The sequence below is a fragment of the Methylocaldum sp. MU1018 genome, assembly GCF_053646775.1.
Genome location: NZ_CM132195.1, coordinates 2,771,339 through 2,792,276, shown reverse-complemented (window position 1 = coordinate 2,792,276; position 20,938 = coordinate 2,771,339). Strand labels below are relative to the sequence as shown.

The following is a 20,938-nucleotide window of genomic DNA, read 5'->3' as shown; positions in this document are numbered from 1 at the left end:
ATGCCCTCCGGCATCCTCTATTCTTTGCATCTTCGACGAAATTGAGCCGGGTTTTGTTGAGTGATCGACAACCGGCAGGCGGGCACGTGAATCCGATTAAAAGACTGTTTTTGATGGTTGGCTTGGGTGTGATGGCGTTTTCGGCGGGGGGAAGCGACCTGGCCGTGACCGATGAACCGGTGCTGAAAGAGCTTCGTTTGGCGGATTTCGACGGCAAGACGGACGAAGCCGCCTTGTCTGGCGATTGGAAGATCCTTGCGGAGCGGCAGCCGGCTGGCGTGGCGTTTCGGCTGGACGAAGACCGGGCGAACGCCGCTTCCGGGCGCTCGCTCCATGTGAGCTACGCGCTGCCCTTGCCGACCGATTCGGTGGATCTCCCTGAAACCGGCGGCGAGTTCGGCGCGTCGCTGGATTTGAAAGGTCTAGATGCGGCGGACTACGATCATCTGAGCTTTTGGGTCAAGGGCGATCCGGCCGAAGGCTTCAACCCCGAGTTCGAGGTGCAGTTTCGCCGTCCGGATTCGGCGGGAAACGGGATGAAGGAAGTCGGCAGCTTCATGGTCAGCGGCATTACCGATCGGTGGAAACGGGTCATCATACCCTTGAATTACATGATCGGCATCAAGGATTGGAGGCAGTTGTCCGCTTTCGTCATCAGTCTTCCGCCGCGCGAGATGCGCGTCCGCAAGGGGGCTTATTGGGTCGACGATATCGCCCTGATCAAGACCGGCAAACCGGGGCCCGGCACCGGCGATCCGGTCGTCGCCGAAAAGAAGAAGGCCTGGGAGGACGCTTTGGGCGGCGAAGCGGCGGCGCGTTCCAAGCTGCGGGAGCGGCTGGCCGGCTGGCCCGCTGCGGCCTTGATCGACGGCAAGACCCTGCCCGCCGACGAGCGCGAGTTTCTCTATCGCATCGCCAGCGATACCTGGCGCGGGCTCGATGCCCTGACCGACAAGCTGCACGGTCTGCCGCTGGATCGGGTTCATTTCGGCAACGGCTCGGTCAATCTCTCCGATTCGAAAATCGGCGATTACACCAGTGTCACCAATATCGGATTTCATTTTCTCGCGGTGACCGCCGCCCACGAACTCGGATTCATCACCCGGGAACAGGCGCTGGAGCGGCTCTCGGCGACGCTCGCGACCCTGGAGGCTCTGGAAACCTACCGGGGCTTTTATTTCAATTACTACAACACCACGACGCTGGAGCGCACCAGCCATTTCATCTCTTTCGTGGACTCGTCCTGGCTGACGGCGGGACTCATGGTCGCACGGCAGGCGTTTCCGGAACTCGCCGACCGCTGCACCCGGCTGATCGACCGGGAGGATTACCGGTTTTTTTACGATCCCGGCCACAAGCTCATGTCCCACGGGTATTACGTGAACATGGCGCTGCGTTCGACCTTTCATTACGGGGTGTTTTACGCCGAATCCCGCATCGGTAGCCTGATCGCCATCGGCAAGGGCGATGTTCCCGAGGAGCACTGGTTCCGCATGGCGCGCACGTTGTCGGCGGAATTCGAGTGGCAGTCGCTGCCGCCCCTGGCGCGCAACGAAAAGAGCGCGAACGGTTTTCGCTGGATCGGAGGTTATTATCAGTGGCGGGATTACCGCTACGTGCCTTCCTGGGGCGGCAGCCTGTTCGAGGCGCTGATGCCGTCCCTGGTACTGGACGAAGCGCAGTACGCGCCGGCCAGTCTCGGCTACAACGGCAAAGTCCATGCCGACATACATCGGGTGTACGCTCTGGAGTCGCTCGGTTATCCGGTCTGGGGTATGTCGCCGAGTTCGACGCCGGGCGCGGACCGCTATTCGGAGTACGGCGTAAAGGTTCTCGGTACGGCGGGTTATGCCGACGGCGCGGTAACGCCCCATGCGGCGGCGCTGGCCTTGCTCGCGGAACCTTCGGGAGCCGCCGCCAATCTGCGGAAACTGGCCGAGCTTTATCCCGTTTACGGCGATTTCGGCTTCTACGACGCCGTGAATCCCGTGACGGGCGAAGTGGCGTACAACTATCTGTGTCTGAACCAGGCGATGATTCTGGTGGCGCTGGCGAACCATCTCGCCGATCATGCGGTACAGAAGCGCTTCGCGGCCGATCCGATCGTACAGCGGGCCTTGCCCTTGATCGGGTTCGAAAAGTTCGTCGATCAGGCGCCGTGAACCGAGTGGCTTATCATCCGATTTAGGCATTTCAAGGATGGCCAGCGTCGAATTCGAGCGCGTCGATAAAACCTATCCCAACGGCCATCGCGCCGTCTCCGATTTGAGCCTTCGCATCGAGGACGGCGAGCTGATGGTTTTCGTCGGTCCCTCGGGTTGCGGCAAATCCACCTTGCTGAGAATTCTGGCGGGACTCGAGGAGATCACGTCCGGCATCATCCGGATCGGCGACCGTGTGGCGAACGATCTCAGTCCGCAGCAGCGGAATATCGCTATGGTGTTCCAGGACTACGCCCTGTACCCGACCATGACGGTGCGCGGCAATCTCGAATTTCCCCTGAAGATGCGGAAACTCTCGAAAGATGAAATCAGGCGCCGGGTGGGTTGGGCCGCCGACATGCTCGGATTGGGAGAAGTCATGGACCGCTTGCCCAAGCAGCTTTCCGGCGGGCAGCGTCAGCGCGTCGCCATGGGCCGGGCGCTGGTGCGGGAGCCGACGGTGTTTCTGCTCGACGAGCCGCTGTCGAACCTGGATGCGAAGTTGCGCACTCAGGTGCGGGCGGAAATCGGCGATTTGCAGCGGCGCACTGGCGCGACCATGATCTACGTCACTCACGACCAGGTAGAAGCCATGACCCTGGGGCAGCGCATCGCCGTGCTCGACCAGGGCCGGATTCAGCAGGTGGCCGATCCCAAGGCGCTTTACGAACACCCAGCGAACGCCTTCGTCGCGGGATTCATCGGCAATCCGCCGATGAATTTGTTTGCCGCGGAATTGCGAAAGGATCTCGACGGACGGCTGCAACTCGTGGTCGCTGGACAAGCTCTACTGGTCTTGCCCGACAAGTGCGCGGCAAGCCTTCGCGGTCTCGGCCTGCCGGTGACCGCGGGTTTCCGGCCGGAAGCCGCGCGCTTGTCGGAAGACGGCGGAGCCGGTTTTCCGGCGACGGTGGTCAATGCAGAATACCTGGGTCACGAAACCTTGCTGCACTTTCGTCCGGGACGGAGCGCAGATCGACCGACGGAGGCGCCGGTCTGGACGGCGCGATTGACCGGACTGCACCGATTTTCCAAGGACGAGGCGGTTCGCTTGGCGGTATCGCCGGATCAGATCTATCTGTTCGATTAGATCCATTTCCCGGTAAGACGGCCGCTGCGGCGCCGAACGAACCGGAAAAAAGCATGTCGGAATCTTATTCGCCGCCGGCTTCGCTCAATGGGCCAGGTGTCTTCGGCCGGGACGAGCATCATGATTGAGTGGAAACAGCCGGCTTTTTTTCTCGAATTGCTGGTCATTCTGACCAGTTCGCTGGTTGGTATCGTCGTTTTTCGGCGTCTCCGCATCCCCGATATTCTGGCTTATCTGTTCGCCGGCGCCGTGATCGGGCCGTCCGCGCTGGGTCTGGTCAGCGACGGGCAAAATATCCATTTCATTTCCGATCTCGGCGTAACCTTCCTGCTGTTCGAACTGGGGCTCGAATTTTCTCTGCCCAAGCTGTTCGGTTTGCGGCGCTCGGTATTCGGGCTGGGGTCCTTGCAATTCGTCCTGTCGGCGGCCGTTATCGCGGGGCTGCTGGTTTTTGCCGAAGGAATTCCCTCGGTTTCGTCCTGGGTGATCGGCGGCGCGCTGGCCTTGTCCTCGACCGCCATCGCGGTTCGAGAACTGCGGGATTTGAGACTCATCAACCGCCATCACGCGCAGTTGGCTGTGGGCGTACTGATCTTCCAGGATCTTGCCGCCATTTTGCTGCTGGTTTTGATTCCGGCCCTGGGCGATGCCTGGGACCGGCTCCTGTCTCGGGAGATTGTTTTTCCGGTGGTCAAAGCCTGCTTGCTCGGCGCCATTCTTTTGAGTTTCGCGAACTGGGGGCTCCCGCGGATTTTTCGGGAGGTCGCCAAAGCCCAGTCGGAAGAGGTTTTCGTGCTGACGACGCTGGTCATCGTGCTGGTTTCGGGCTGGCTGACCAACGCCCTCGGATTGTCCATGGCGCTCGGGACGTTCATCATCGGAGCGATGCTGGGCGAGAGCGAGTTCCGTCCTCTGGTCGAAGCCAACATCCGGCCATTCAGGGATATCCTGATGGGGCTGTTTTTCGTCGGCATCGGAATGAAGCTCGATGTGCGGCTGCTGGTCAGCGACTGGCAGATTCTGCTGGCCGGAACCCTGCTGCTGGTGCTGTGCAAAGCGGGCGTCACTTTTCTCTCCGGGCTATTGATGGGGGAGGGCTTCGCCACGGCCAGCAAGATCGGGCTCATTCTGGCGCAGGCCGGCGAATTCAGCTTCGTTCTGATCGCCCTGGCCAGGGAAGCCGGCCTGTTGACGGCGCCGATGGCCTCGAAGGTACTGCTCGTCGCCTTGGCCAGCATGGCTTTGGGTCCCCTATTGATACGCCGCAACTTCGAAATCACCCAGACCCTGGCTCGCATTCTCGGGCTGCGCGTTTCGCCGCGCGATCGGGAACGAGACCGTATCCCGGCAGAATTGACGAATCATGTGATTCTCGCCGGCTATGGGCGGGTCGGGCAGATGGTCGCGAAATTTCTGCGCGCCAACGAGGTACCGTTCATCGCGATGGACATCGACGGCGAGCAAGTGAAACGCGGCCGTGCCGCCGGGGATTTGGTGATTTACGGGAGTTGCAATCGGATCGATCTGCTCAGACATTGTCATATAGACCGCGCCCGCCTTGCGATTCTGACCTTCAAATCGTTGAGGGAAGCGCAATGGGCGGTCTCGCAAATCCGCTCGTCGGGCTATGTGTTGCCGGTCATCGTCAGGACTCGGCACCATAGCGACTACGCCGGATTGATCATGGCCGGCGCCAATCATGTCGTGCCCGAGATGTTCGAAGCCAGCCTGCTGGTCGCGGCGGAAGTCCTGACCATGCTCGGTTTCTCCAAGGACGAGGTGGAGCGGCAAGTCGACGCCGAGCGAAAGCGTCACGGACATCTGCGGTGGACGAGTAGGCTGGGATGACGAAGGAATCCCGGCAACTCCGCGAAAATGCCGGGTTCCGTTTCTCGACCCGGCCGCTGGAAACAACCTGAAAAGGCCTAAGGGCATGCGGCGACTGGCGTGGCCTTGCGGTCATTTCGGCGATTCGACGGCAGTTTTTAGGATAAAAGCAGTGGAGGCTTTAGCGATTGGCGATGCCGTGCGGCACGTGGCCGGTGGCGACGTGAAGGCTGGCGGACTCGCAGTGGCCTTTCTGATCGTCGAAAAAAATGTCCGCGCCGAACGCCCGCAGGAACGGGCCTTTGTCCATGCCGCCCAGAAACAGCGCTTCGTCGATGCGGATGTTCCAGGCGCGCAAGGTGCGGACCACCCGTTCGTGTGCGGGAGCCGCCCGGGCGGTCACCAGAGCCGTCCGGATCGGCGACTGATCCGGGCCGAACAAGGTTTGAATTTGATGCAGAGCGGCGAGAAACGCCTTGAACGGACCGCCCGAAAGCGGCTTTCGGGCCTCGATAATTTCATTTTCGGTGAAGGCTTGCAAGCCGTCGGAGCGATAGATCCGCTCCGATTCGTCGGAAAACAGCACGGCATCGCCGTCGAAGGCGATTCGCAGTTGCTCGGATTCGTTCGCCGACTTGCTGGACGACAGGATGGTGGCCGCCGCGTATCCGGCATCCAAGGCCTTGGCCACGTCCTCCGCGTTCGCGGAGAGAAACAGATGGGCGCCGAAAGCCGCGATGTAATTGAACGGCGATTGGCCGCTGGTGAACGCCGCGCGGCACACATCGAGCTCATGATGCCGAATCGAGTTGAAAACCCTGAGTCCGGTATCCGCGCTGTTGCGCGACAGCAAGATGACCTCCACCATCGGAGCGGGCAATACCCGGTTCAGCGCCAGGAGTTTCTTGACCAGCGAGAAAGCCACGCCGGGTGACAATACCTTGTCTTCGTGCTCGACCTGGTACCGGCAAAAGGCTTCTTTGCCCTCCTGTTCGAAAATGGCGTGGGATTCATCCAGGTCGAACAAGGCTCTGGAAGAGATCGCCACGACTAGTTTCTTGTCCTGTTTCATAGGCCTTGTCGTTAGAGTATTTTTCGCTCAGGCGAAGTGGCGGTCGATGGTCCGCCTGTGTTGATTCAGGCGCCGCCGGTCGCGGTGCTTGTTTCAGGGCGGGGAGTCTCCCCGCAGGGCCATTCCGGTCCCGTCCGGCAATGCTCGGGGACGCTCGAACGGGGTAGCGTCTGCTCTCGCGGACGCTGCATCAGATCAGAAAATGTACGAGGTGCCCACCGGATTCGGAGTCCGCTCGCGCCGTCGGTAGTCCCGGCACGGGCACTAACGGCTGTCCGGCCGGTCTTATTGTTGTTTTGCGGTCAATCGTCCCGACCGGCCGAGAGATTTGAAAAGTCGTCCGGTTGGGCGAGGTCAATATATACATTTTTTTTCCGCTGCCGCAAAATCTGTCCTCCTTTGAGAAACGTGCCAAATCACCCGAAACTATAACAAAGCGTCGGTTATGAAAGACTTAATGCGTAGCAAGTATTCACTTCTTTTTTTATTTCTCTTCGTCATCCTGCTTTATGCCTTTCTGGACAAAGCCATCCTTCCCTTCGTGATGAAGGTGGTCGAGTCGAATATGTTTTTTGAGACCGAGGCGGAAGAAGAACAACTGGGAAGCGTCAAAAACGAGCGTACCGACTTCGCGCTGATGCACTGCAAGAATGCGATGAAAGAGGAGGGGCTGCTGCCTGAAAATGCGGACTTCCTCGACGCAAAATACGAAGCCTGGGCCTTGGGCAATCGAACCTACGTCATTCGTTCTGGCGTCAGAATGACCGATCCCGAGAAAGGGCAGGTGGAGAGGAAATTTGCCTGCAAAATGCACTTGGTCGAGAACGATCCGACCGATTTCAAGAATTGGTCGATTCTCGGCATCGACTTCCACCCGGAAGGCGATGAAGAATAGCGTCCGCCCGATGGCTGCGGGAGGTCCGGCGCGGCGGCAAGCCGCGTCAGCCAAGGCCGGGCGTATACCGGTCCTGGCCTCGGCCCGAAATGCCGGAAAGGTATTTACGGGCCTGATGAATAAAGATCCGGCAATGCGCGCCGGATTTTCGATGCGCCGACGAGTGGGCGTGCAAGAAGCCGCCGTGCGGCCCGATGGCGGCGTTCTCGGCCTTCGCGCCGGGCGTCCCTTCGACTAAGCTCGGGGCCGGCGCGCCCGCAATCCGCCGAGACATTCCGGCCGACGCCGGGTTCAGCCCGGAGGCCAGCTCATCGGCCGTCCGCCGAGGACGTGAAGATGGAGATGGTAAACTTCCTGCCCGGAATCGCCCCGGCAATTGATGACCGTGCGGTAGCCTGTTTCGGCGATGCCTTCGGCCCGGGCGACCTTCCTGACCGCCTGCAACAGCTCGGAGGCCAGCGCCGAATCGTCCTCGGGCAGATCGTCGAGGGTCGGGATATGCCGCTTCGGTACGATCAGCACGTGAACCGGCGCCCGCGGCCGAATGTCCCGAAACGCGAGCACGTGATCGTTTTCATATACCACCGCAGGCTTGATGTCGCCTGCGACCATCTTGCAAAACAGACAATCCGTCATCGTCTCCTCCGTTCGGTTTAACCTAGAAGCGGCAAATAGTAAGGCCGGACGTCCGGAACCCATAGGGCCTTTCCGCACCGTGACGAAGCGGTCGACGGCCCGTTTTCGGGGTCAGAAGTCTTTGCGGCCGTTGAACGCATGCGCCAGGGTGGCGCCGTCGACGTATTCCAGTTCGCCGCCGAAAGGAACGCCGTAGGCGATGCGAGTCGTGCGAACCTCGTTCCGCCTCGCCATCTCGCTGATGTAATGCGCCGTGGCTTCGCCTTCCACCGTGGTATTGGTGGCCAGGATGATTTCCGCGACTTCGCCCGATTCCAGCCGCCGCTCCAGGAGATCGAGGCGCAATTCGTCCGGGCCGATGCCGTCCAGCGGAGAAAGCCTGCCGTTGAGCACGAAAAACAGCCCCTTGAAGCCGGTGGCCTGATCGATCGCATAAACTTCGGCGGACGTTTCTACGATGCACAGCTGCGATCTGTCTCGATTGGGATTGGCGCAGACGTTGCAGAGTTCGCCCTCAGTCAGCGTGCGGCACAGCGCGCAATGACCGACTTTTTCGAGGGCGGCCAGCAGCGATTCGGCGAGATGCCGCGCGCCTTGCCGGTCGCGCTGAAGCAGATGAAACGTCATCCGCTGAGCCGATTTCGGACCTATGCCCGGCAGACAGCGCAAGGCTTGCATCAACTGGGACAAAGCCCCGGTTTTCGGCATGGGCGCTAGGACGGTCGAGAGGCGAGCCGAGGCCGGTTCAAAACGGGAGCTTGAATCCGGCCGGCAACTCAAGGCCGCCGGTCAAGGCGGACATTTTTTCCTGCTTGAGGCGATTGACCCGGTTCACGGCGTCGTTCACGGCCGCGGCGACCAGGTCCTCCAGCATGTCGCGGTCGTCCTTTACCAGACTTTCGTCGATGCTGACCTTTTTCACTTCCTTCTTGCCGTTCATGACGACCTTGACCAGTCCGCCGCCCGATTCGCCCTGGACTTCCAAGGCGGCTAACTCGTCTTGGGCCTTTTGCAGGTTTTCCTGCATCTTTTGCGCCTGCTGCATAAGGTTGGCGAGCGGGTTTTTCATGGGATTCTCCGTCAGTCTAGGGGTTTGGTGGAACCGGGGACGATGCGGGCGTCGAAACGTTCTTTCAGCGCTCTGATGTTCTCGTCTTGCTCTATTTCGATTTCCGCCGTCCGCTGGCGTTCCTCTTTTTGCCGCTGGATCCGGGAGGCCGGCGTTTCCTGTCCGGGCGCTTCGATTTTGATGGTCAGTTTCAAGGCGTTTCGGAAATAATCCCTAAGGGCTTTTTCCAGGTTGGCTTCCACCCGGCTGACGCGGAGGTGAGCGTGCTGCGGGTCGAGCGCCAGCACGCAGGATTTTTCGTCCAGGTCTTGCAGCACGCAGTTGTTGGCCAGTTCGCGGGTCATCCCGGCAATGCCCATCGCCCGAATCAGCTCGGGCCAGTCGTGGCGCAGTTCGGTTCGGGGCGCGTTCGCGGGTGCCGCGGGAGCGGGTTCGATGTCCGTCCGAATCGGTGCGGGCACGGGCTTGGCCTCGGCCTTGATTGCGGCGGGGGCGGATCGAGTCTCGACCGGATGGACCGCTTTCGGCGGGTCGGCTTTCCGCGGAGGCGCCGCGCCGGCGGCATGGATCGTTTCCGCCGCGTTCGCCGCCGGCCGGAAGGCCAGCATGCGCAGCATCACCATTTCGAAGCCCGAGCGCGGATCGGGGGCAAGCGGCAGGTCCCGCTGACCGATCAGGCCAATCTGATAAAACAGTTGTAAATCTTCGGCGCCGATCCGGCCCGCGAGATCCAGGATCCGGTCGGCATCGTCCTCGCGCCTGATCGCCTCGGGAACCCATTGGGCCAAGGATGCGTGGTGCAGGACGATCAGAATTTGTTGCAGTACGTCGGCGAAATTCGGCGCGTGTTCCGCCATCTGCTCGATATGCCGCAACAGCGCCGCGGCGTCGCTTTCGGCCAATGCCGACAGGAGCTCGAACACCGGATGTCTCGCCACGGTGCCGAGCATGAGGCTGACGTCGGCTTCCCGAAGGCGGCCTCCGCCGTGGACGATGGCCTGATCGAGAAGGCTCAGCCCGTCGCGCATCGAGCCTTCCGCGGCGCGGGCGAGCGACTTCACGGCGTTGGCCTCGAATTCGATGTTCTCGCGCCTCAGAATCTCTTCCATCTGGATTCGGATCTGGTCCGGCGTCAGCCGTTTCAGATTGAATTGCAGGCACCGGGACAGCACCGTGACCGGAATTTTTTGCGGATCGGTCGTGGCCAGCAGGAATTTGATGTGGGGCGGCGGTTCTTCCAGGGTTTTGAGCAGGGCGTTGAAGCTGTGCCCCGATAGCATGTGCACTTCGTCGATCAGATAGATCTTGTACCGCCCCTGGCCGGGCGCGTACTGCACGTTTTCGAGCAGGTCACGGGTGTCCTCGACCTTGGTGCGCGAGGCGGCGTCCACTTCGATCAAATCGACGAAGCGGCCTTCGTCCACTTCCCGGCAGATCGCGCATTCGCCGCACGGATCGCAGGTTTTGCGATCTTCACAATTGAGCGCCTTGGCCAGAATCCGGGCGATGGTGGTCTTGCCGACGCCGCGGGTGCCGGTGAAAAGATAGGCGTGATGCATCCGGTCGAATTCCAGGGCATGGGTCAACGCCCGGACCACATGTTCCTGACCGACGATTTCGCTAAAGGTGCGGGGACGCCACTTTCGGGCTAGGGCCTGATACGGCATTGCGGGTTTGTGCAGGCGATCGACCGGGACGAATGAATTAGGGCGGCAAGTCGTGCCAGCCGCACCTCGGCACACGAATCCGCTGCTACCGCTGCTCCCTTCCGGGCCTGACGGGGTTTGCAGAGTATCGTTGCGAGGGGACCGACGCGACTCGCCATTGAACTCGGAAACTCGACCTAGGGAATGCCCGGGCCGAACTAAAGAACGGGTATTATCGTCGATTAAGGGCAAGGCTTCAAGGAAATATGATGTCTGTCTCAAAAGGTTTTCCGGCGCAATCGTTTTCGCTTGTAGCGAATGGACGACAGCAGCGACAGCAGGATGAATCCGATGCCGGTCAATCCGGTGATCAGTTCGGATACTTCGACCACCATGCCGGCCAGCATCAACAGGGCCAAGGCGCCTATGGCGTAATGAGCGCCGTGCTCCAGGAACAGATACTCGTCCAGAGTGCGCTTGTGAACCAGAAAAACCGTCAGGCTGCGTACGAACATCGCGCCGATGGTCAGGCCCAGCATGATGATCACGACATCCCTGGATAACGCGAAAGCGCCGATCACGCCGTCGAACGAGAAAGACAGATCGAGTATTTCCAGATACAGAAACGATACGAGTCCGGCCTTGTGCGCCGTGTTTTCGGCGGCCTTGGAGTTTTCGAAAAGGGCGGACAGGCTTTTTACCAGCACGAACAGAATGACGCCCGTCAATCCGGCGATCAGGGCCTCCAGGCGCTCTTCGGGCGGCAGATAGCGTTGGGCGGTCAAAAGAACGGCGAGCGCGGCGACGACCTCGATGGATTCCAGTTTACCGAGGCGCGACAAGCGGCGTTCGATCCAACCCAGCCAGTGCAAGGTTCTTTCCGACTCGAACAGAAAACTGAAGAACACGAGCAGCAGGTACATGCCGCCGAAGGCGGAAATCTGGATGTGCGCGGACATGATGTGGCGAGCGTACTCGTCGCTGTCCCGGAACGCCATGATCGCCACATCCCGCAAGCCGCGCCCGGTAACGACGGCTACGATCAGGATGGGCAGCAGGAAACGCGCGCCGAATACGGCGATGACCATGCCCCAGGTGAGAAAGCGCCGCTGCCAGCGTTCGCTCATGTTTTTCAACACCGAGGCGTTGACCACGGCATTGTCGAACGACAGGCTGACTTCCATGACGCTCAGGATGCCGGCCAGGAAAAGACCAGTCATTCCCGCCCAATAATAGGCGGCGGACAAGCCGATCAACGATATCAGGATGGAAAACAGGAAATACCGCACAGGAGCTCCGCGTCGAAAAGCACGGCTACGGTGTTTGGAAAACCGGGCGTTCGGCCAGGGACGGCGTTTCCGGGGATTCCTGGCAGAAGCCGGCCATGTCCGTCTAGGCGGCCAGTTGCTCCAGCAATTGGCCGATGAAAGCGGCCTTGCTCTCGGGGCTGTCGAAGCGGGCGAAAAACTTCAGTTTATCCGGGCCGTCGAGCTTGTAGGTTTGCGGCTGGGTTTGAATCAGCCGGATAACTTGGGCCGGATCGATGGCCGGATTCGGATTGAACAATAAACGGCCGCTTCCGGCGCCCGCTTCGATCTTGTGAACGCCGAGCGCTTCCGCTTTCAGTTTGAGTTCGGTGATCGCGAACAAGTTCTTGGTCGGCGGGGGCAGAAGCCCGAAGCGGTCGATCATTTCCACTTGCAGCTTGCGCAAATCGTCTTCGTTTTTGGCGTTGGCGATCCTTTTGTAGAGTACGAGGCGGGTGTGGATATCCGGCAGGTAGGTGTCGGGGATGAGGGCGGGGCACTGGAGGTCGATTTCCGGGCCGGCCTCGTGAGGGAGCATGTCGAGATCCAGCATTTTGCCCGATTTGAGCGCCGCCACGGCCCGTTCCAGCAACTCGGTATACAGGCTGAGGCCGATTTCCTGAATCTGGCCGCTCTGTTCGTCGCCCAGCAATTCGCCGGCGCCGCGGATTTCGAGGTCATGGGACGACAGCATGAACCCGGCGCCGAGTTCGCCGGTGGCCTCGATGGCCTCGAGCCGCTTGACGGCGTCGGCGGTCATCAAAGGTTTGGGCGGTACCACCAGGTAAGCGTAAGCGCGATGATGCGAGCGGCCGACCCGCCCGCGGATCTGGTGCAGTTGAGCGAGCCCGAGCAGATCGGCGCGGTTGATGATGATGGTGTTCGCCGTCGGGACGTCGATGCCGCTTTCGATGATGGTGGTGCAAAGCAGTACGTTGAAGCGCTGATGGTAGAAATCCAGCATGATGCGCTCCAGTTCCCGCTCCGCCATTTGTCCGTGGGCGATGCGGATACGGGCGAGGGGCACCAGCTTTTCCAGGTCCCGCGCGGTTTTTTCCATGGTTTCGATCTTGTTGTGCAGAACATAAACCTGGCCGCCGCGCTTGATTTCCCGGAGCATCGCTTCCTGGATCAAGCCATCGTCCCATTCGCTGACGAAAGTCTTGATGGCGTGACGGTTGGGCGGCGGCGTGGCGATGATGGAAATGTCCCGGAGTCCGGACATCGCCATGTTGAGCGTGCGCGGAATCGGCGTCGCGGTCAGGGTGAGGAAGTCCAGTTCGCTGCGCAGTTTCTTGAAATGTTCTTTTTGGGCGACGCCGAAGCGGTGTTCTTCGTCGACGATCACCAGCCCCAGATTCTTGAAGCGGACGTCCTTTTGCAGAATCTTGTGGGTGCCGATGAGAATGTCGATCGTGCCTTTGGCCAAATCTTCGAGGAGTTGCTCCTGCTGTTTTTTGCCGACGAAGCGGGAAACTACCTCGACCCGGATCGGCCAGTCGGCGAACCGGTCCCGAAAGTTTTGATAATGCTGTTGCGCCAATAGGGTGGTGGGCACCAGAACCGCCACCTGCCTGCCGTTCTGGGCGGCAATGAACGCCGCTCGCAAAGCCACCTCGGTCTTGCCGAAGCCGACGTCGCCGCAGATGACCCGATCCATCGGGCGGTTCGAAGCCATGTCCTTGATGACGTCGACGATGGCGTTCTCCTGGTCGGGCGTTTCCTCGAAGGGAAAACCGGCGGCGAAGGCGGCATATTCCTCGGTGACGGTATTGAAGGCATGCCCCTCCTTGGCGGCGCGCTTGGCGTAAATGTTCAGCAGTTCCGCCGCGACGTCCCTTACCCGCTCCAGCGCCTTGCGCCGGGCCTTTTGCCATTGCTCCCCGCCCAGTTTGTGCAGAGGGGCGGTGTCCGGGCTGGCGCCGCTGTAACGGCTGATCAGGTGCAGTGAGGAAACCGGGACGTACAGCTTGTCGTTGTTGGCGTATTCGAGCGCGAGGAACTCGGTTTCGATACCGCCCACCGTCAGCTTGGTCAGGCCGAGATAGCGGCCCACGCCGTGGTCCTGATGCACCACCGGCGAGCCGATATCCAGTTCTTCCAGGTTGCGGAAGATCTGCTCGAGATTGCGGTCGGCAGCCGACCGGCGCCGTCTCCGTTGTTGGGCCTTTTCTCCGGAAAGCTGGGTCTCGGTGATGATGGCCAGCGGAGGGGCGGCGAGCCACAGACCGTGATCCATCGGCGCGACGACCAGGCAGGGGCTTTTCTCGGCGGTGAGAAAATCTTGCCAGCTTTCGACCACTTGCGGCTTTATGGCGTATTTGGCCAGGGTGTCCAGCAGCGCTTCCCGGTGTCCCGCGGTTTCCGCCACGAACAAAATCTTGCCCGGCGTCTCGGCGATGAAGGACGAAAGCGCGGCAGCCGGCTGTTTCAATTTCGGATCGATGGCGACGGGAGGAAGCGGTCGGCCGTCGTAATCGACCGGATCGAACCGTTCGACGGGCTGCTCGGAGGATGACGCGATCCGGATTCTGGGATGCGCGTCGAGTCGTTCGGCCAGAACGCCGGGAGGGAGATACAGCAGTTCCGGCGCGAGCGGGGGCCTGTCGACATGTCCCGATCGTTGATCGTGCCGTTTTTCGACCTCTCGAAAAAATGCCTCGGCCGCGTCGTCGATCGAGTGATGCAGAACGAGCGTGGCTTTTTCGGGCAGATAGTCGAACAAGGTTTCGGTTTCGTCCACGAACAGCGGCAAATAGTATTCGATACCGCTCGACGCAATGCCTTTGCTGACGTCCTGATATAAAGGATTGTTGATGGACGTCTCGGAAAAATGCGTTCGAAAAGCTCGCCGAAACCGTTTGATCGCTTCCTCGTCGAAAGGGAATTCGCGGGCGGGAAATAAACTGATTTCTCTGACCTTTTCCAGCGAGCGCTGGGTTTCGGTATCGAAAGTCCGGATCGATTCCACCTCGTCGTCGAAAAGCTCGATGCGATAGGGCACGGTACTGCCCATGGGGAAAAGGTCGATGATCGAACCTCGTACCGCAAATTCTCCATGCTGTAGAACTTGCGACACGCATTCATATCCGACGCTTTCCAGCCTTTGCCGGGTTTCTTCGAGATTTAGCCGGCCGCCCACCTTTAATACAAAGGTGTTGGCCAATACGTGGGAGCGCGGGGCCAGCCGCTGCATCAGCGTGGCGACCGGGGTGATCAGTATGCCGTGTTCGATGCGTGCCAGTCGGGCGAGCGTTTTCAGCCGTTCCGAAACGATTTCGGGCAGGGGAGAAAAAACGTCGTAAGGCAGGGTTTCCCAATCGGGAAAGTGAAGTACCGGCGCGCTTCCGCCAAGAAAAAACTCGATTTCGTGTTCGAGCCTGAGAGCGGTTTGCGTGTCTTCGGTGACGATCAGATACAGCCGTTTATCTCGCTTTACGGCCTGAGCCAGGGCTAAAGAATCGGCGCACCCGTTCAGGTTTCGCCAGACCAGGGGCGGGCCGTTACGGACCGGCGCAGCCGGCGCGAACGGCGAGAGGATTCCCAAATGTTTTTCGGCTTGATTCATGGCTCTGAAGTGATGAATGTCGGGTAAATAACCAACCGGGTAGTCGCCGCCGCAGGAATGCCGTTCCGAACTCTGTTCGGGCCGGTCGGCGGTATTTGGAATGTCTGTCTATGTATAAGGTCCAAATGTTGACTTGTAGGACCGATGCCGATACGCCCGGGTTCTTGGAATCCCGCCGAAATAACGCCAACCGTTTTCTTTAATGGGAGAACTTGCGGAATCGGCGTGCTTCGTTTCCATCGGATTGTCTAAGCTGAATGACTTCCGTTTAGTCGGGCAAATGAATGAATCGACCGGGCGGGAGAGACGTATATGGATGCGGGTTGGCCGAATGTTGTCAGGAACGTTACGCAAAGCGAACTCTCCGGAATCTTTTGTCCAGGCGCATATTCTAAGGCGACGGGTTCGGATAGCCCATGCTTAAACGGAAGACGGTATCATCGTCGGAACTATGTGACGGGTGATCGGAATGTACAAGCCGTCAGGGTTCCGTGTAGTCGGTCTTTATTCTTTTCAAAGACTCGCGCCATAAATCCGTTAATGGGATCCGGAGTTGCAGCAGCGCGATTTGAACCTCCGAAAAAAACCGCCCGGTATTCTCCGCGAAAAGCAGGCATCATCAGTGATTCATTTTTTATATTTTTTTAATATACTAATTACGTCATTACAAGGTTAATCTATATCTTGTTTTATCAATTTCATAATAGAGGTAATCCATGAAGAGCAACTTAACAGACCTTTCCGAAGCCGAATTGGCGAGCATGATCGAAAACGCTCAAAAAGCACTGAAGGAAAAGAAGGAAAGTAAGCGCAGGGAGGTCATAGGCAAGATAAAGGAATTGGCCGCTTCGATCGGTGTTAATGTGGACATCACCGAGGGCGCAAAACCTTCCGGGAGAAAAGGCAGTAAGGTTCCGGTCAAGTATCAAAACCCCGATAATCTGTCTCAAAAGTGGACCGGTCGGGGTATGAAGCCGAAATGGCTGCAAACCCTCATCGATCAAGGCCATCGTCTGGAAGACTTCGAAGTAAAGTCCTGATCGGGCGTTGCAAGGTTCCCGGCTGGAGCGCCGGGGCCCTGTATAATTCCGTGCAAACGAAGGATTTCGAGTTCCCGAAGCCTGGCCGTCGACGGATTTATTTCCCGGATTTGCGCCGATTTCGCTAATCCAGATAACGTTTGGTCAATCCTCCATACTCTTCGATCCGCCGGTCTCGCAGGTACGGCCAGATTCGCCGGACATCCTCGGACCGACGGCGGTTTATTTCGACCACCATAACCCGGTTTTCTTCCGCATCGGCTTGGCAAAGAATCTCTCCCTGCGGGCCGGCGACAAAACTATTTCCCCAGAACAAAATGCCTTTGCTCTGATCGCTGGGATCGGGCTCGTGTCCGATGCGATTGCAGGAAATAACCGGCAGGCCGTTGGCGACGGCGTGCGCCCGCTGAATGGTTATCCAGGCTTGTAATTGCCTCTGTTGTTCGTCGGCGTCGTCGTCCGGATTCCAGCCGATCGCCGTGGGATACAGCAACACGTCGGCGCCCGCGAGAGTCATCAGCCGGGCGGCTTCCGGATACCACTGGTCCCAGCATACCAGGACTCCCAGTTTTCCCAGCGAGGTCGTTATAGGTTTGAAGCCGATATCTCCGGGTGTGAAATAGAACTTCTCGTAATACCCCGGATCGTCGGGTATGTGCATTTTTCGGTATTTGCCCGCCAAGCTGCCGTCTTTTTCCAGGACGACGGCCGTATTGTGATATAGCCCCGGAGCGCGCCGCTCGAACAGCGAACCCACGATGACTATTCCAAGCTCCTTGGCGAGTGCGCCGAGAATCTCGGTGGTCGGCCCCGGTATCGGTTCGGCCAGATCGAAGCGGCTGCAATCTTCCGTCTGGCAGAAATAAGGGCCGAGATGGAGTTCCGGCAGCAGTACCAGTTCCGCGCCTTGGGCGGCGGCGTCTTTCACGCCTCGAATCGATACCTGCAAATTGACGTCTTTGTCCGCGGACCCGCAGGGCTGTTGCACCAAACCTATTTTAAGTGTCTGCGTCATATCAGGTTACTCGAACTGTTTTCGGAAACTGCATGGTCATGCAGTGCAGGCTGCCATATTGTCGGATGAGCGGTATGCAGGGGATGCCGACGATTTCGCGGTCGGGAAAACAATCCGCCAAACGCGACAACGCCTCGGAATCCGCCGGATCGTCGTATACCGGAACCAGCACGGCCTGGTTGATGATCAGAAAATTGGCGTAAGTCGCCGGCAGCCGGTCGCCGTCCTCGCTGTAAATCGCCTGCGGGATGGTCAAAGGCATCAAGCGATAAGGTTGACCCGAAAATGTGACGAAGGTTCGCAACTGATCCTCCATCGCTTTGAATTCCGGATACAAGGGATCGCCGGGATCGTTGCAGGCGGTATAGGCGATGGTATCGGGCGAGCAGAAGCGGGCCAGGGTATCGATGTGCGCGTCCGTATCGTCGCCTTCCGCGAGGCCGTGGCCGAGCCAAAGGATACGGTGGGCGCCGAGGCTGGTTTTCAGGCGATCCTCGATCTGTTCGCGCGTCAGTTCCGGGTTGCGGTTGGGATTGAGCAGGCAGCGGCTGGTCGTCATGATCGTGCCTTCGCCGTCCGACTCCACGCTGCCGCCTTCCAATACGAAGTCGACCCGGTTCATGGGGGTATCGCCGAGCAATCCGGTCGCGTAAAGCCGCTCGGCCAAGCGGGCGTCGGCCGCGTGCGGATACTTGCCGCCCCAACCATTGAAGCGGAAGTCGACGAGTTGCGCGCCCCGTCCGGCCGTCAGCGTAAGCGGGGCCGTATCCCGCACCCACACGTCGTCGTAAGGCATTTGAGCGAACCGCACCCGGTCGAGATCGGCGGCACGGGCCGCCAGTCTTCGATGGATATGGCTTTGATGGGCGTCATCCCGGCAAATGACGATCACGGTTTCGCGCCGAGCGATTTCGAGTGCGATCAGGTCGTAGGTTTCTTCGACCGCATCCAGCCACCGGCGGAAGTCGCCCTGGGAATAAGGCCAGGCGATCAAAACCGCCGATTGCTCTGCCCATTCGGGCGTCAAAACGGATAAAAGCGATGATGTCACGGTCAGAATATCGGTTCCGGAAAAAGCCGGCTATTGTACCGTAAAACACCCGCAGTAGCGGGGGCGCCCGGTTTGGTATACGTTAACGGAGCCGATGGGCCGTATCTCCGGCCGGCAGCCGATAATAATAATGCCGGCAACGGAATATCCTTCGAAAGGATATTGATCCGCATAACACTTTCTACCTAGAGACCGTCATGACGCAGACTCCCGATCCCGAATCGAAAACGATCCGCCTTTCCGTCTCCGGCATGCGTTGCGCCGGGTGTGTCGAGGCCGTCGAAACTGCGCTGCGCAGGGTGCCCAACGTGCTTTCGGCCGATGTCAATTTTGCCGACCACTCCGCCCTGGTGCGCGGGAACGTGGACCCGGCAGTCTTGCGCAAGGCGGTGCAGGACGCGGGTTACGATGCCGCGGTGATGGAGGGGCTGGAGGATCCGGCCGAGCAGGAGTCCTTGGAAGCCGCTCATTACCGCGCGCTGCTCAACAAGGCCGCCGTCGCCGGCGCGGTCGGGGCGCCCTTGATGCTGGTAGAGCACCTGGGATGGTTTCCCATGCTGGGGGAACCGACGGCCGGAGGCATCTGGCTGATCGTTTCCATGGTTACGTTGTGGGTCCTTTATTATTCGGGCGGCCATTTCTTCAGAGGGGCGATCAAGAGCTTGCAGCATCGCCAGGCCAATATGGACACCCTGATCGCCCTCGGCACCGGCGCGGCCTGGTTCTATTCGACCACGGCCATCTTCTTTTCCGACAGTCTGCCGATGCTGGCGCGGCATGCCTATTTCGAGGCGGCGACGATCATTCTGGCGTTCATCAATCTGGGCAGCGCCCTGGAAATGCGCGCCCGCGGCAAAACCTCATCCGCCATCCGGCAATTGATCGGCCTTCAGCCGCGAACGGCGCGCGTCTTGAGGAACGGCCAGGAGATCGATGTTCCCATCGCCGATGTGGGGCTGGACGAAACGCTGCGGGTCAGGCCGGGCGAAAAGATTCCGGTGGACGGCGAGGTTATCGAAGGGCGCTCCAGCGTAGACGAATCCATGCTCACCGGCGAGCCCATGCCGGTCGAGAAAGCCGTGGGCGACGAAATCGTCGCCGGCACGATCAACCAGTCGGGAACGCTGCTGTTCAAGGCTACCCGGATCGGGCGCGACACCGTGCTGGCGCAAATCATCGCCAGCGTTCGACGGGCGCAGGCGAGCAAGCCGGAAATCGCCCGGCTGGTGGACCGCGTCGCGTCCGTGTTCGTGCCAGCGGTGGTGGCGATCGCGCTGCTGACCTTTCTGGTCTGGTGGGCGGCCGGGCCGGCGCCGGCCCTCGGTTACGCCTTCGTCACCGCCATGACGGTGCTGGTGATCGCCTGCCCCTGCGCCCTGGGGCTGGCCACGCCGATATCCATCATGGTGGCGGTCGGGAAGGCAGCGCAGAAAGGCATCCTCATCCGCAACGGCGACGCGCTTCAAACGGCGGGGAAATTGACTTGCGTGGTGCTCGACAAAACCGGAACGGTAACGGAAGGCAAGCCGCGGCTGGTCAAAGTCGAGGCCGGGCAGAACTGGACCGAGGACCGGGTATTGCAATGGGCGGCGAGTCTCGAAACCGGCTCCGAGCACCCCTTGGCCGTGGCGATTCTGGCGGCGGCCGCCGAGAAGGACGGCACGTTCTTGCCGGTTACCGGATTCGCGGCGGTCGCGGGGCACGGCGTTTCGGGGCTCATCGAAAACCGCGCCGTGTTGCTGGGCAATGTGCTTCTCATGGCCGAGCAAGGCGTCGATTGCGGACCGTTTGCCGAGCGCCTGACCGAACTGGCCGGTCAGGGACAAACCCCGGTCCTGCTGGCGGTCGACGGAGCTGTGGTCGGACTACTTTCGGTGGCCGACCCGATCAAGCCGGATTCCAGGCAGGCCGTTGCCAAATTGCGCTCCTTGGGGGTAAGAGTGCTCATGGTGACGGGCGACAACGAGGTCACGGCCAAGGCGATTGCCGCGGAATCCGGCATCGACGAGGTGCGCGCGCAGGTGCTTCCCCAGGATAAGGCCGCTGTCGTGAAAGCCTTGCAAGATGCCGGAGAAGTCGTCGGCATGGTGGGCGACGGCATCAACGACGCGCCGGCTCTGGCCCAGGCCAACGTGGGTCTGGCGATCGGCACCGGCACCGATATCGCCATCGAAAGCGGCGACGTGGTGATCATGGGCGGATCGCTTCTGAAAGTGGCCGAGGCGATGGAGCTGTCGCGGGCCACGGTGCGCAACATCAAGCAGAATCTTTTCGGAGCCTTTATCTATAACACGCTGGCGATTCCGATTGCCGCCGGATTTCTTTATCCCGTGTTCGGAATCCTGCTCAACCCCATGATCGCCGGCGCCGCCATGGCCATGTCCTCGGTCACCGTGGTGAGCAATGCCAACCGCTTGCGGTATTTTTGACGGGCCGAGCCGCATCGCGGGCAAACCGTTCTGTAGCAAAAATGATAAAATTCCTGGGTTTTTCGGCACGGTTTTAGCTGAAGGGAGGTAAA

At 59.9% G+C, this 20,938-nt stretch carries 15 protein-coding genes and 1 other RNA gene; 6 read left to right on the top strand and 10 right to left on the bottom strand.

Going from position 1 to position 20,938, the window contains the following annotated elements; genetic code table 11:
• The first annotated feature begins 86 nt into the window (after positions 1 to 86).
• The 3 genes from ACWJKU_RS12830 (at position 87) to ACWJKU_RS12820 (ending at position 5,139) form a co-directional block, all read left to right on the top strand.
• Positions 87 to 2,162 (top strand): glucoamylase family protein, encoded by a 2,076-nt coding sequence (locus ACWJKU_RS12830; RefSeq protein ID WP_454142693.1) that lies wholly within the window; start codon positions 87 to 89, stop codon positions 2,160 to 2,162.
• A 37-nt stretch (positions 2,163 to 2,199) separates the two neighbouring features.
• Complete coding sequence (locus ACWJKU_RS12825) at positions 2,200 to 3,291, top strand: ABC transporter ATP-binding protein (RefSeq protein WP_454142692.1); 1,092 nt, start codon at positions 2,200 to 2,202, stop codon at positions 3,289 to 3,291.
• Between the two features lie 120 nt (positions 3,292 to 3,411).
• Positions 3,412 to 5,139, top strand: a complete 1,728-nt coding sequence (locus ACWJKU_RS12820) for a cation:proton antiporter (RefSeq protein ID WP_454142691.1) — start codon at positions 3,412 to 3,414, stop codon at positions 5,137 to 5,139.
• Between the two features lie 160 nt (positions 5,140 to 5,299).
• On the opposite strand, the gene ACWJKU_RS12815 is transcribed toward ACWJKU_RS12820, so the two are convergent.
• Positions 5,300 to 6,190, bottom strand: coding sequence for a 5'-nucleotidase (locus ACWJKU_RS12815; RefSeq protein ID WP_454142690.1), 891 nt, complete (start codon positions 6,188 to 6,190; stop codon positions 5,300 to 5,302).
• A gap of 457 nt (positions 6,191 to 6,647) precedes the next feature.
• Here ACWJKU_RS12815 and ACWJKU_RS12810 point away from each other — a divergent pair, with 457 nt between their 5' ends.
• Complete coding sequence (locus tag ACWJKU_RS12810; protein ID WP_454142689.1) at positions 6,648 to 7,085, top strand: hypothetical protein; 438 nt, start codon at positions 6,648 to 6,650, stop codon at positions 7,083 to 7,085.
• A 291-nt stretch (positions 7,086 to 7,376) separates the two neighbouring features.
• On the opposite strand, the gene ACWJKU_RS12805 is transcribed toward ACWJKU_RS12810, so the two are convergent.
• From ACWJKU_RS12805 to mfd, 7 genes are all read right to left on the bottom strand, one after another.
• Entirely contained in the window at positions 7,377 to 7,721 is a 345-nt protein-coding gene (locus ACWJKU_RS12805) for a histidine triad nucleotide-binding protein (RefSeq protein ID WP_454142688.1), read from the bottom strand.
• Positions 7,722 to 7,832: 111 nt separating this feature from the next.
• Positions 7,833 to 8,429: a recombination mediator RecR gene (gene recR, locus ACWJKU_RS12800; protein ID WP_454142687.1), complete on the bottom strand. Its 597-nt coding sequence runs from the start codon at positions 8,427 to 8,429 to the stop codon at positions 7,833 to 7,835.
• A gap of 37 nt (positions 8,430 to 8,466) precedes the next feature.
• Positions 8,467 to 8,790 (bottom strand): YbaB/EbfC family nucleoid-associated protein, encoded by a 324-nt coding sequence (locus ACWJKU_RS12795; protein ID WP_454142686.1) that lies wholly within the window; start codon positions 8,788 to 8,790, stop codon positions 8,467 to 8,469.
• Positions 8,791 to 8,801: 11 nt separating this feature from the next.
• Entirely contained in the window at positions 8,802 to 10,457 is a 1,656-nt protein-coding gene (dnaX, locus tag ACWJKU_RS12790; protein WP_454142685.1) for a DNA polymerase III subunit gamma/tau, read from the bottom strand.
• A 50-nt stretch (positions 10,458 to 10,507) separates the two neighbouring features.
• An RNA gene (ffs, locus tag ACWJKU_RS12785) (signal recognition particle sRNA small type) lies at positions 10,508 to 10,604 on the bottom strand.
• Between the two features lie 110 nt (positions 10,605 to 10,714).
• Positions 10,715 to 11,725, bottom strand: a complete 1,011-nt coding sequence (locus tag ACWJKU_RS12780) for a DUF475 domain-containing protein (protein ID WP_454142684.1) — start codon at positions 11,723 to 11,725, stop codon at positions 10,715 to 10,717.
• Between the two features lie 103 nt (positions 11,726 to 11,828).
• Positions 11,829 to 15,311 (bottom strand): transcription-repair coupling factor, encoded by a 3,483-nt coding sequence (gene mfd / locus ACWJKU_RS12775; protein ID WP_454142683.1) that lies wholly within the window; start codon positions 15,309 to 15,311, stop codon positions 11,829 to 11,831.
• Between the two features lie 716 nt (positions 15,312 to 16,027).
• Here mfd and ACWJKU_RS12770 point away from each other — a divergent pair.
• Entirely contained in the window at positions 16,028 to 16,351 is a 324-nt protein-coding gene (locus ACWJKU_RS12770) for an H-NS histone family protein (RefSeq protein ID WP_454142682.1), read from the top strand.
• Between the two features lie 124 nt (positions 16,352 to 16,475).
• On the opposite strand, the gene ACWJKU_RS12765 is transcribed toward ACWJKU_RS12770, so the two are convergent.
• Both ACWJKU_RS12765 and ACWJKU_RS12760 read right to left on the bottom strand, forming a co-directional pair.
• On the bottom strand, positions 16,476 to 17,366 hold the full coding sequence (locus tag ACWJKU_RS12765) for a carbon-nitrogen hydrolase (protein WP_454142681.1): 891 nt from the start codon (positions 17,364 to 17,366) through the stop codon (positions 16,476 to 16,478).
• Between the two features lies 1 nt (position 17,367).
• On the bottom strand, positions 17,368 to 18,417 hold the full coding sequence (locus ACWJKU_RS12760) for an agmatine deiminase family protein (RefSeq protein WP_454142680.1): 1,050 nt from the start codon (positions 18,415 to 18,417) through the stop codon (positions 17,368 to 17,370).
• A gap of 197 nt (positions 18,418 to 18,614) precedes the next feature.
• On the opposite strand from ACWJKU_RS12760, the gene ACWJKU_RS12755 reads away from it, so the two are divergent.
• Positions 18,615 to 20,846, top strand: a complete 2,232-nt coding sequence (locus tag ACWJKU_RS12755; protein WP_454142679.1) for a heavy metal translocating P-type ATPase — start codon at positions 18,615 to 18,617, stop codon at positions 20,844 to 20,846.
• The last annotated feature ends 92 nt before the right edge of the window (positions 20,847 to 20,938 follow it).